Raw genomic sequence first — 10783 nt, forward strand, 5'->3', positions numbered from 1 at the left:
TGAACGTCACCTTCCGCCAGTTGCGGGTTTTCACTGAGGTGGCGCAGCAAGGCAGCATCGCGCGCGCGGCGGCGGCGCTGCACCTGACGCCGCCCGCGGTGTCCATGCAGATCAAGGAGATCGAGGGCCAGGTGGGCTTGCCGCTGTTCGACCGGCAGGGCCGGCAGTTCTCGCTGTCGACCGCCGGCGAGTACTTCCTCGTCCATGCGCGGCGGCTGCTCGCGCAGCTGAAGGAGGCCGACGACGCGATGGCCCGCTTTAAGCGGCTCGAGCACGGCCTGTTGACGATCGGCATGGTCGCCACCGCCAGCTACTTCGTGCCGCAGTTGCTGGCGCGCTTTCACGAGGAACATTCCGGCGTCGAGGTGCGGCTGCGCGTGGTCGGCAACCGCGAACAGCTGCTCGCGCTGATGAAGGGCGGTGAGGTGGATCTCGCGGTGATGGGCCGGCCACCGAAGGAGCTGGCGGCGCGCGCCGAATCCTTCGCCGCGCATCCGCACGTGTTCGTCGCCCCGCCCGGCCACCCGCTGCTGAGCTTCGGGCACCCGCCGGTCACTGCGCTGGAAGACCAGCCCTTCATCGTGCGCGAGCCCGGCTCGGGTACGCGCACCGCGATGGAGGCTTTTCTCGCCGAGCACCGCGTAACGCCGCGCATCACGATGGAGATGTCGAGCAACGAGACGATCAAGCAGGCGGTGATCGCCGGCATGGGGCTGGGCTTTCTGTCGCTGCACACGATCGGGCTCGAGGTGCGCAGCGGCCTGATGGCCGTGCTCGACATCGAGGGCACGCCGGTGATGCGGATGTGGAACATCGTCCACCTGCAGTCGCGCGTGCTGTCGCCGTCGGCCGAGGCCTTCCGCTACTTCATCATCGAGCGCGGCGAGGATTACCTGTTGGCGCACGACGCGGGGCTGCTGCACCCTTCCGCCGCGCCGAAGGCAACGCCGCGCAAGCGTTGAGTCGCGGACCCCGGGCGACAATCACGCCATGCCGGAAATCGACCCGACCCTGATCGCCCAGCGTGTGCTGTGGCTGGCCTTCATCCTCGGCGGCGCGTTCGGCGCCGTCGCGCAGCGCACGCATTTCTGCACCATGGGTGCGGTGGCCGACATCGTCACGATGGGCGACTGGACCCGCATGCGCATGTGGGTGCTGGCGATGGTGGTCGCGATCCTCGGCTTCAACGGCATGGTCGCGCTCGGCTGGATCGAGGCGCGCCAGAGCATCTACGCCGGCCCGCGCCTGCTGTGGCTGTCGATGGGGGTCGGCGGCGCGATGTTCGGCTTCGGCATGGTCATCGCCTCGGGCTGCGGCAGCCGCAACCTCGTGCGCCTGGGCGGCGGCAACCTGAAATCGCTGGTCGTGCTGGGGGTGCTCGCGGTCACCGCGTTCATGACGCTCAAGGGCATCACCGCCTCGCTGCGCGTGGCGACGATCGAGCGCGTCGCGGTCGATCTCGCGCCGGGGCAGGACCTGCCCTCGCTGCTCGCCGCGGCCACCGGGCTCGCGACCCCGCGGGCCGCAGCGCTGCTGGGCGGCGCGATCGGCCTCGCGCTGCTCGCCTGGGTGCTGCGCCGGCCCGAGGGGCGCAGCGGCAACGTCTGGCTGGGCGGCCTGGGCATCGGCGCGGTGATCGTCGCGCTGTGGTGGACGAGCGGCGTCTACGGCCACCTGGCCGAGGACCCGCGCACGCTGGAGGAGGCGTTCCTGGCCACCAACTCGCACCGGATGGAAGCCTTGAGCGCCGTGTCGCCGGTGGCCTATGCGCTCGAGTGGCTGCTGTATTTCAGCGATGCATCGATGAAGCTGACGCTGGGCGTCGTCGCGGTGGCCGGCATCTTCGCCGGCGCGGCGCTGTCGGCGCTGGCGCGGCGCGAGTTCCGGCTCGAGGGCTTTGCCAACGCGAGCGACATGGCCCACCACCTTGCCGGCGGCGCGCTGATGGGCGTGGGCGGCGTGCTCTCGCTGGGCTGCACGATCGGCCAGGGCCTGTCGGGCCTGTCGACGCTGTCGATCGGCAGCATCATCGCGCTGGCCGCGATCATCGGCGGTGCGCGGCTGGGCCTGCGCTACCAGGAGTGGAGGTTAGGCTGAAAGCCTAGCGCCCGTTCGACGGCAGCAGGCGGTCGCCCGGCGGCACCTCGGTGTCCGGGTCCATCTCGATCGCGACCTGGGTGCAGACCGCGCGGCACAGCGTGGCGACCCGCTCGCTCTGCAGGCGGTAGTAGATCTGCGTCGAATCGCGCCGGCGTCCGAGCACGCCGGCCCGGTACAGCGTGGACAGGTGCTGCGACATGTTGGGCTGGGTGGTCTCGATCTCGTCGAGCAGCTGCGAGACGTTCTTCTCGCCGTTGCACAGCGCGCTGATGATCTTCAGCCGCACCGGCGTCGACAGCAGCGAGAACAGTTCGGCCACCGATTCGAATACGGCTTCCTGGTCGGCGGATGTCGTCGTCATCGTCGTCGTCGTCATCTTGCTGCCCCTGTCGCGCTGTTCTGGCGTTCGCGCCGATTCTATGACCATGTGCGGATACAGCAATACGCAGGGGGGTGTCGGCGTTCAGCGGAAGTGGTAGTGATCACGGTTCAGCACCGCGGAGACGGCCTCGACGTCTTCCGGGAAGAACTGCAGGTTCAGCTGGGTGCTGCAGTACTCGACCTGGGCGCGCAGCGCCGCCGGCGTGCCGATGCGGCCCTTGGGCCGGTAGATCGCGCTGCCGTCGCCGCCGACGCGGCGCACATGGCATTCGCTGCACTTGCTCTCGCGGATCAGGCGCTCGCCGAGCTTGAGGTCGGCATCCTTGAAGGCCGGCGTCTCGGCGATGGCGGCACCGGTCGCGAGCCAGGCCAGCGTGAGCAAGAGGATCGGCTTCATGGCTTGTATCTCCTTGGGCCGCCAGGAGCCTCAAGGGCGGTCCGCCGGCTCCTGTTCCATCAGCAAGTAGGTGTTATACGCGTTCATCCGGTTGGCCGCCTGGAACAGCGGCAGGCCGGCGAAGCGGCTCCAGTCGGTGCGCGCGTAGGCCTCTTCGAAGGGCTCGAGCTCGCGCGCCGCTGCGCCCATGCGCTCGCGCAGGAACTGCAGGTAGTCGCGCGTCAGCGCGATGTCGGCCAGCGGCTCGGTCGATGCCGCGCCGTGGCCGGGCACCAGCACCCGGGGCTTCAATGCCAGCAGCCGGTCGAGCGCCGCGATCCAGGCCCGGCTGTCGGCCTGGCCGACGAAGGGGATGCGGCCGCGGAACAGCAGGTCACCGCCATACAGCACGCCGCGGTCGGGCAGGAAGACGACCAGGTCCTCGGGCGTGTGCGCCGGGCCCACTGGGCGGATCAGGAAGCGCACGCCACCGAGCTCGAGCGTGGTGTCGGCCTTGGCATCCGGCACGCCGACCCAGCGGTCGGGCTCGACCAGGCGGGTGGTCTCGTCGATCCAGGGGAACAGGTCTTGCCGGCTGGCCTGCAGGCGCAGCCGCGCGGTGTCGGAGGCCAGGTACTCGCGCGCCGCGACGTGCGCGATGACCGTCGCGCCGGCTTGGCTGAACACCTGCAGGCCGTAGATGTGGTCGGCGTGGTAGTGCGTCGCGATCACATAGCGCACGGGCTGCGGCGTGATCTTGGCGATCTCGGCCAGCAGCCGGCGCGCCAGCGGCGGCGAGCCGAGGGCGTCGATCACCACCACGCCGGCCGGCGTGACGACGAAGCCGGCGTTGGAAATGAAGTTCTGGTTCGCCGCCGAGCCGAGTGCTGCCTGGCCCTGGACGAACCAGGCCCCGTCGGCCACCTGCACCGGCCGCATCTCGATGCTGGCCGCCTCTTCGCTGGCGGAGGCGGGGGTGGCGGCGTAAGCTGGCCGCCACGCGCGGCCGAGCAGCCCGGCCGTGGTACAGCCGCACAGGAAGCGGCGGCGCGATGCCGTCGCGGTCGCGAAATCGGTTAGGGATAACACTGCATCAGCAACTAGTGATATTCGAGGCACTATACGCCGAAGTCCGTTTCATGTCGCCGCCGGGCCGCTCCCAAGGCGACGACGCCTCCTCGGGGGGCCGACGCCGCAGGCGTCATGGGGGGCCAATGCGGAGATCAGGATGAACCCATGGAACATGCCCGATTCGTGCCGCGCGGGTTGATGCTGGCGGCCGCCCTGGCCGCCTGCTCCGCGCAGGGTGCTGACGACAACACCAGGCTACGCACCCGCGCCTTGGCTGCCACCTGCGCCCAATGCCACGGCACCGAAGGCCGGGCCGTGCCGGGCGAAGCGCTGGTGCGCCTGGCTGGTTTGCCTCAGGAGTACATCCTGGCGCAGCTGATGGCCTTCCGCAACGGCCAGCGCTCGGCGACGATCATGCACCAGATCACCAAGGGCTACTCGCAGGAGCAGCTCGAAACGCTGGCGACCTTCTTCGCTTCGCAGAGATGAAGGAGCCGGCGATGACGATGCAACGCAGACGAATCCTGGGCGGCGCCCTGGCGGGCTCGGCCTTGTCGTTCACCGGCTGCGCCGGCCTTGGCAGCTCGGCCTCGAAGGCGCGGGTGCTGGTCGTCGGTGGCGGGTATGGCGGCGCCACCGCGGCGAAGTACGTGCGCTTCCTGTCCGACTACAAGATCGACGTGACGCTGGTCGAGCCGAACCGCGCGTTCGTCTCCTGCCCGGTGTCCAACCTGGTGATCGCCGGCATGAAGACGATGGCCGATATCACGAGCCCCTATGACGGCCTGACCGGCCGCCACGGCGTGACCCTGGTGCACGACACTGTGGCCTCGCTCGACCCGACCAAGAAGCTCGCCACCCTGGCCTCGGGCGGCACGATCGCCTACGACAAGCTGGTGCTCGCGCCGGGTGTCGATTTCATGTGGGAGCCGGTCGAGGGCCTGCGCGCGGCGCACGACAGCGGCCAGGTGCTGCATGCCTGGAAGGCCGGCCCCGAGACGATGGCGTTGCGCCGCCAGCTCGAGGCCATGCCCGACGGCGGCGTGTTCGCCATCGCGATTCCCGAGGCACCCTACCGTTGCCCGCCGGGGCCCTACGAGCGCGCCAGCGTGGTGGCGGCGTACTTCAAGCGCGCCAAGCCGAAGTCCAAGCTGCTGATCCTCGACGCCAACCCGGACGTCACCTCCAAGGGCCCGCTGTTCAAGAAGGCCTGGGCCGAGCTCTACCCCGGCATGGTCGAGTACCGGCCCCAGCACAAGGTGGTGGCGGTCGACGCGCGCACCAGCACGCTGAAGCTCGAGGTGCAGGACGACGTGAAGGCCGATGTGCTGAACGTGCTGCCGCCGATGCGCGCTGGCGCGCTGGCTGTGCAGACCGGGCTGGCCAACGCGAACGACCGCTGGTGCCACGTGCACTTCCTGACCTTCGAGTCGACAGCGGCGAAGGACATCCATGTGATCGGCGACGCGATCCAGGTCGCCCAGGGCATGCCCAAGTCCGGCCACATGGCGAATTCGCATGCCAAGGTGACGGCGGCGGCGATCGTCGCCGAGCTGTCGGGCTTGGCCGTCAACCCGCACCCGATGCTGACCAACGTGTGCATGAGCTACGTCGACGACAAGCACGTGATCCACGTGGCCAGCGTCCACGAGTACGAGCTGCCGCGCAAGAGCTTCTTCACGATCGGCGGCTCGGGCGGCGTGTCGGACGTGCGCTCCGACCTCGAGGGCCGCTACGCCGAAGCCTGGGCCAAGAACATCTGGGCCGACACCTTGATGTGAGCTTCGTCAAGCCGCGGGCTGGCGGCGGCGCGCATTATTCGAACATTCCGCTCGACTGATATAGGCTCCGCCACCATGCCTGCCATCGAATCGCTGCTCACTCGCCTCGGCGAGATGTGGGGCGTCACGCTGGCCGGCGCGCTGGTCGGCCTGCTGTTCGGCTTCTTCGCGCACCGCTCGCGCTTCTGCCTGCGCTCGGCGGTGATCGAGTTCGCCCGCGGCACGCGCGAGGGCAAGCTCGCCGTCTGGCTGTTCACCTTCTCGACCGCGGTGCTGCTGACCCAGGCGCTGATCCTGGCCGGTGCGCTGGACGTGCGCGACGCGCGCCAGCTGGCGATGCGCGGCAGCCTGTCCGGCGCGGCGATCGGCGGCGCGATGTTCGGCACCGGCATGATCCTCGCGCGCGGCTGCGCGAGCCGGCTGCTGGTGCTGGCGGCGCAGGGCAACCTGCGTGCGCTGCTGTCGGGCCTGGTGTTCGCGGTGACCGCGCAGTCGGCGCTGTCGGGCCTGCTGTCGCCGCTGCGGCTGGCGCTGTCGGGCTGGTGGACGGTCGAGGGCGGCTCGGCGCGCGACCTGCTCGTGATCACCGGCTGGGGCCATGTCGGCGGGTTGCTGTTCGGCGCGGTCTGGCTGGCCGCCGCGCTCGTGTGGGCCTGGCGCCAGCGGCTGCGCTTCTGGGGCTGGTTCGGCGCGATCGGCGTCGGCGCGATGGTGGCGCTGGCCTGGTGGCTCACCTACGCGATGTCGCGCGCGGCCTTCGATCTGGTGGTGCCGATCCAGAGCCTGTCGTTCACCGGCCCGGCGGCCGACACGCTGATGCTGGTGCTGTCGCCGCCGGGGCAACCGCTGAAGTTCGACCTCGGGCTGGTGCCCGGCGTTGCCGCCGGCGCGTTCATCTCGGCCGCGCTGTGGCGCGAGCTGAAGCTCGAGGGCTTCCAGGGCGGCCAGTCGATGCGGCGCTACATCGCCGGCGCGCTGCTGATGGGCTTCGGCGGCATGCTGGCGGGCGGCTGCGCTGTGGGCGCGGGGGTCTCCGGCGCGGCGGTGTTCACGGTGACCTCCTGGGTCACGCTCAGCACGATCTGGGCGGCCGCCGCGCTGACCGACTGGCTGGTCGACAGGCCGCACGAAGCCCGGGCCGGGCAGGCGCCTGCCGGGGGCGAACTCGCATCGAGCTACGCCCGGCCCTGATCAAGCCAGCATGCCGGGGTTGCCGGCCACGCCGACCAGCTTGGGCGTGTTGAGCGCGCGCGGCTTGACGCGGCCGCCTTGCGATTTCAGCCAGGTCTCGACCACGTCCCACACCGGCTTGGCGCCGGGCGCCGTGCGCGCGGCTTCGGCCACCGGCGCCCAGCCGGCCACCTTGTAGCTCTTGCCCGCCTCGATCGGCTTGCCCTTGAGCCGCATGTCGCTGATGCGCCGGCCCATCGCCTCGCCCGGCGTGCAGGTGTAGGTCAGGCCACCCACGCGCACCATGTCGCCGCCCTGCTGGTAGTAGGGGTCGGGGTTGAACAGGTTGTCGCAGACGTCCTCGAGCACCGTCTTGATCGTCTCGCCGCTCATCTCGCTGAGCGTCGCGTAGGGGTAGGTGATCGCGAGCTGGTCCATCATCAGCTCGCGCGTGATCACGTCACCCGGCAGCAGCGTGGTGCCCCAGCGGAAGCCGGGCGAGAAGGCGATGTCGGCGCCCTGCACGTCCATCAGCGCGTCGCAGATGAGCTGGTCCCAGCTGCCATTGAAGTTGCCGCGGCGATAGAGCAGCCCGTCGGTGACGGCCAGCCTCTCGGCCAGCTTGGCTTCGTACGGCGCGCGGACCTTGGTGATCAGCGCCTCCATCGCCGGGTCGGCCGGCAGCTGGTTGGCGAACACGGGCAGCAGCCGGTAGCGGAAGTCGGCGACCTTGCCGCCCTTGACCTCGAAATCCATCACGCCGAGGAACTTGCCGTTGCTGCCGGCGTTGGTGACCAGCGTCTTGCCGCCCGCATTGGCCACCGGGATGGCGACCGGCACGCCATCGTGCGTGTGGCCGCCGAAGATGGCGTCGATGCCGCGCACGCGGCTGGCCATCTTCAGATCGACGTCCATGCCGTTGTGGCTCAGCACGACGACGACCTGCGCGCCCTTGCCGCGCGCCTCGTCGACCATCTTCTGCAGGTTCTCGTCCTGGATGCCGAAGCTCCAGTCGGCCACCATGTAGCGCGGGTTGGCGATCGGCGTGTAGGGGAAGGCCTGGCCGATGATCGCGCAGGGCACGCCGTTGATCTCGCGGATCACGTAGGGCTCGAACACCGGGTCGCCGAAGTCGGCGGTCTTGACGTTCTGGGCGACGAAATTGACCTTGCCCTTGAAATCGTTGTCGACGATCTGCTTGACGCGCTCCATGCCATAGGTGAACTCCCAGTGGCCGGTCATCACGTCGACACCGAGCAGCTTGCAGGCGTCGACCATGTCCTGCGCGTTGGTCCACAGCGAGGTCGCCGAGCCCTGCCAGGTATCACCGCCGTCGAGCAGCAGCGCGCCGGGCCGGCTGGCCTTGAGCTGCTTGACGAGCGTGGCCAGGTGGGCGAAGCCGCCGACGCGGCCGTAGCGCCGCGCGGCCTGCTCGAAATCGAGGCTGGTGTAGGCATGGGCCAGTTCGGTGCCGGGGCGAATGCCCGCGCGCTGCAGCAGCGCCTCGCCGACCAGGTGCGGCAGCTGGCCCTGCATCGAGCCGATGCCGAGGTTGACGCTCGGCTCGCGAAAGCGAACCGGCATCAACTGCGCATGGCAGTCGGTCATGTGAAGGAACGACACGCTGCCGAAGCGTGGCGCCTCGTACAGGCCCTTGCTGGCGGTCGCGGCGTCGGCGTCGGCCCAGCGGCCCAGGCTCATTCCGGCGGCCGAAGCCGCCCCCAGGACTTGCAGGAAGTCCCGCTTGCTGATGCTCATGAGGATCGATCCGACGGGGTTATTGCGCGTTGACCGGCGACTTCGGATCCAGCAGCAGCGCCATCACGTGCTTGAGCTGGGTCTCGTTGAGCAGGCCCTTGTGGCCGAAGCGCGGCATGTTCGAGCACGCGTTGTAGGCCCATGCGTTGTTCAGCTTGCCCCAGGTGTACTCGACCATGGCCTTGGATGCCGGCGAGGCCGGGTCGGCCACGCCGCGCAGCTTGCCGTACTGGTACAGGCTGGGCCCGATCGTGCCGAAGGAGATCTCGGCCTTGGTGATCTGGTGGCAGTTGTAGCAATTCGCGCCATTGGCCGACGGGTCGGCGCTTTTGTCAGTCCAGGTCATGCCGCGGCCGTTCTGGGCCAGCTTCTCGCCTTCCTTCCAGTCGCCGAGGTACTGGCCACCGGTGGGCGGCTTGATCGTGGCGAGTGCGGCGGCCTGGATGCGCGTCGCTTCGGCCTGCTCGAGCGGCCTGCCACTCGAGCAGGCTGCCTGGCCCTCGTCCTGCTCCAGCCGGTCGATGGTGGCAATGCCCTGGCTGCGGAACGAGCCCTTCATCATCGCCTGGAACTGCTGGTTCAACTCCTGCGGTGACGGCCCAGTCGCGCAGCCCACCATCAGCACGGCAACGGCGCCTGCGGCGCCCGCCACCATCCACTGTTTGCGATTCATCTTCGTGTCTCCGGTTCAGCGCTTGATGGCCGGCGCGATCGACTCGGCGCCCTTGGCGTTGACGCCCATGTAGACGCTCAGCGCCACCGTGACCTCCGACGCATAGCCGGGGTAGGGGAAGCGCTGCTGGCGGTAGCAGTCGTTCAGGCGCCGCTGCATGCTCCACAGCTCGCCGCTGGAGACGCGGTAGGCCGGCCAGGCGGCAAAGCCGACGCCGTCGCCCGGGTTGCCGCGCAGGTCGGGCAGGTCCTGCAGGCGAATGCGCTTGTTGGCGTCGCCGTGGCAGGTCGAGCAGGCGAAGTCCATCGGCCCGCCGCGGAAGAAGAAGGCTTTCTGGCCCAGCGCGTACATGCGCTTTTCTTCCGGGTGCGCTTGCGGCAGGTTCATGCGCTGGCCACGCGACTCGGCCGAGATCCAGGCCGCCAGCGCCTCCATCGTCACCTGCTCGCCCTTGCCGAAGGGCGTCTTGGCCACCTCGGCGGCGGGGATGCCCTGCAGCGTTTCCATGCAGGTCAGCAGACGCGATTCCAGGTCCTGCACGCGCTGCGTGTCGGCGAACCAGCGCGGCAACTGCACCCACGCGCCCTTGACGACGCCCGGGCCCAGGCCCAGGTCGCAGCGTTCGAGCGAGGCGTTCTTCGGGCCGCGCGGCTTCTTCCAGAGGTCTTCGCCCTTGGCCTCGAACAGCTCGGCCGGGTTGCCGTCGGCCAGCATCGCGCGGTACTCGGCGATGCCGTCGGCGGCGCTCTTCTGTGCGGCGGCGGGCGCTGCGCCGACGGCCAGGGTCAGGGCCAGGGTGATGGCCGCGGCGATGCCTGTCGAGGAACGAAGGGCCGCTCCCGAGATCCTCGATCCCCCACGGGGGGCGGGCCGGGCGCAGCCCGGACCTGGGGGCATGGTCTTGTGAACGATGGGCTGCACGAATGTCTCCTGCGGGCTTCTTGTGGGGGACGGGTCGGCGATCAGCTCACGACGGCTTCGTCGGTGCGCTTGTCGCCCTTGTTGTCGGTCCAGGTGACGCTGACCTTGTCGCCGGCCTTGGCGCCCTTGATACTGAACTGCAGGAAGGGGTTCTTCGAGATCGACGGGCCCCACTGGGCCGTCATCACCGTCTTGCCGTTGAGCGAGGCGCTGACCTCGCGGATGTGCCAGGCCGGGATGGTCGCGCCGGACGCGTCCTTTCGCAGGCCGGTTTCCATTTCGTGACTCATCAGCACGCGCACGGTGGCGGCGTTGCCGGCGGATTGGGCGCGGATGCGCATCGGGTCTGCCATGGTGGGCTCCTCAGATTTCAGTGACGGGGTTTGCGGACGAGAGGGCTTTGCTCAGCCTCCGCAGCCGCCCAGCGTGACCTTGATTTCCTTCTGGGCGTAAAGCACCTTGCCGTCGGCCATCATCGCCACGGCGTAGACGTTGGACGACTGGCCCATCTTCACGCGGGTGGCGAAATTCGCGTCGACGGCATCGCTGACC

The 10783-nt window shown here is 69.4% G+C and carries 13 protein-coding genes; 5 read left to right on the forward strand and 8 right to left on the reverse strand.

Features of this window, described 5'->3' with window-relative positions; all coding sequences use genetic code 11:
* Both VJ693_RS01315 and VJ693_RS01320 read left to right on the forward strand, forming a co-directional pair.
* Positions 1-962: LysR family transcriptional regulator (locus VJ693_RS01315; RefSeq protein ID WP_324151657.1), on the forward strand; the 962-nt coding region annotated here is incomplete at its 5' end.
* Positions 963-990: 28 nt separating this feature from the next.
* Positions 991-2097 carry a YeeE/YedE family protein gene (locus VJ693_RS01320; protein ID WP_324151658.1) on the forward strand — a complete coding sequence of 369 codons (1107 nt, stop codon included), beginning with the start codon at positions 991-993 and terminating at the stop codon, positions 2095-2097.
* 4 nt (positions 2098-2101) lie between these two features.
* Here VJ693_RS01320 and VJ693_RS01325 read toward each other — a convergent pair whose 3' ends face one another.
* The 3 genes from VJ693_RS01325 to VJ693_RS01335 all read right to left on the reverse strand — a co-directional run bounded on the left by VJ693_RS01325 (position 2102) and on the right by VJ693_RS01335 (position 3946).
* The gene (locus VJ693_RS01325; protein ID WP_324151659.1) at positions 2102-2461 is read right to left on the reverse strand and encodes a metalloregulator ArsR/SmtB family transcription factor; all 360 of its coding nucleotides are present in this window, start codon (positions 2459-2461) and stop codon (positions 2102-2104) included.
* 102 nt (positions 2462-2563) lie between these two features.
* Entirely contained in the window at positions 2564-2878 is a 315-nt protein-coding gene (locus VJ693_RS01330) for a hypothetical protein (RefSeq protein WP_324151660.1), read from the reverse strand.
* A gap of 30 nt (positions 2879-2908) precedes the next feature.
* Positions 2909-3946, reverse strand: coding sequence for an MBL fold metallo-hydrolase (locus VJ693_RS01335; RefSeq protein WP_414652214.1), 1038 nt, complete (start codon positions 3944-3946; stop codon positions 2909-2911).
* A gap of 147 nt (positions 3947-4093) precedes the next feature.
* On the opposite strand from VJ693_RS01335, the gene VJ693_RS01340 reads away from it, so the two are divergent.
* From VJ693_RS01340 to VJ693_RS01350, 3 genes are all read left to right on the forward strand, one after another.
* Complete coding sequence (locus VJ693_RS01340) at positions 4094-4417, forward strand: cytochrome C (RefSeq protein WP_324151661.1); 324 nt, start codon at positions 4094-4096, stop codon at positions 4415-4417.
* A 17-nt stretch (positions 4418-4434) separates the two neighbouring features.
* Positions 4435-5709: an FAD/NAD(P)-binding oxidoreductase gene (locus VJ693_RS01345; RefSeq protein ID WP_324151662.1), complete on the forward strand. Its 1275-nt coding sequence runs from the start codon at positions 4435-4437 to the stop codon at positions 5707-5709.
* 75 nt (positions 5710-5784) lie between these two features.
* On the forward strand, positions 5785-6900 hold the full coding sequence (locus tag VJ693_RS01350) for a YeeE/YedE family protein (RefSeq protein WP_324151663.1): 1116 nt from the start codon (positions 5785-5787) through the stop codon (positions 6898-6900).
* Here the strand turns inward: VJ693_RS01350 and soxB are convergent, their stop codons facing one another.
* The 5 genes from soxB to VJ693_RS01375 all read right to left on the reverse strand — a co-directional run.
* A complete protein-coding gene (soxB, locus tag VJ693_RS01355; protein ID WP_324151664.1) occupies positions 6901-8637 on the reverse strand; it encodes a thiosulfohydrolase SoxB in 1737 nt (578 codons plus the stop codon).
* 19 nt (positions 8638-8656) lie between these two features.
* Complete coding sequence (gene soxX / locus VJ693_RS01360; protein WP_324151665.1) at positions 8657-9310, reverse strand: sulfur oxidation c-type cytochrome SoxX; 654 nt, start codon at positions 9308-9310, stop codon at positions 8657-8659.
* A 15-nt stretch (positions 9311-9325) separates the two neighbouring features.
* Complete coding sequence (gene soxA / locus VJ693_RS01365; RefSeq protein WP_414652215.1) at positions 9326-10231, reverse strand: sulfur oxidation c-type cytochrome SoxA; 906 nt, start codon at positions 10229-10231, stop codon at positions 9326-9328.
* Between the two features lie 41 nt (positions 10232-10272).
* Positions 10273-10584: a thiosulfate oxidation carrier complex protein SoxZ gene (gene soxZ / locus VJ693_RS01370; RefSeq protein WP_324151666.1), complete on the reverse strand. Its 312-nt coding sequence runs from the start codon at positions 10582-10584 to the stop codon at positions 10273-10275.
* Between the two features lie 51 nt (positions 10585-10635).
* Positions 10636-10783: thiosulfate oxidation carrier protein SoxY (locus tag VJ693_RS01375; protein ID WP_324151669.1), on the reverse strand; the 148-nt coding region annotated here is incomplete at its 5' end.

The sequence above is a fragment of the Ideonella sp. genome, from assembly GCF_035254525.1.
Lineage (GTDB): Bacteria > Pseudomonadota > Gammaproteobacteria > Burkholderiales > Burkholderiaceae_C > Ideonella.

Bases quoted from the DNA above. Each gene is read 5' to 3' on its own strand.
- VJ693_RS01320 (WP_324151658.1), top strand. From the start codon at position 991: ATGCCGGAAATCGACCCGACCCTGATCGCCCAGCGTGTGCTGTGGCTG.
- VJ693_RS01325 (WP_324151659.1), bottom strand. From the start codon at position 2,461: ATGACGACGACATCCGCCGACCAGGAAGCCGTATTCGAATCGGTGGCC.
- VJ693_RS01330 (WP_324151660.1), bottom strand. From the start codon at position 2,878: ATGAAGCCGATCCTCTTGCTCACGCTGGCCTGGCTCGCGACCGGTGCC.
- VJ693_RS01340 (WP_324151661.1), top strand. From the start codon at position 4,094: ATGGAACATGCCCGATTCGTGCCGCGCGGGTTGATGCTGGCGGCCGCC.
- VJ693_RS01345 (WP_324151662.1), top strand. From the start codon at position 4,435: ATGCAACGCAGACGAATCCTGGGCGGCGCCCTGGCGGGCTCGGCCTTG.
- VJ693_RS01350 (WP_324151663.1), top strand. From the start codon at position 5,785: ATGCCTGCCATCGAATCGCTGCTCACTCGCCTCGGCGAGATGTGGGGC.
- soxB (WP_324151664.1), bottom strand. From the start codon at position 8,637: ATGAGCATCAGCAAGCGGGACTTCCTGCAAGTCCTGGGGGCGGCTTCG.
- soxX (WP_324151665.1), bottom strand. From the start codon at position 9,310: ATGAATCGCAAACAGTGGATGGTGGCGGGCGCCGCAGGCGCCGTTGCC.
- soxZ (WP_324151666.1), bottom strand. From the start codon at position 10,584: ATGGCAGACCCGATGCGCATCCGCGCCCAATCCGCCGGCAACGCCGCC.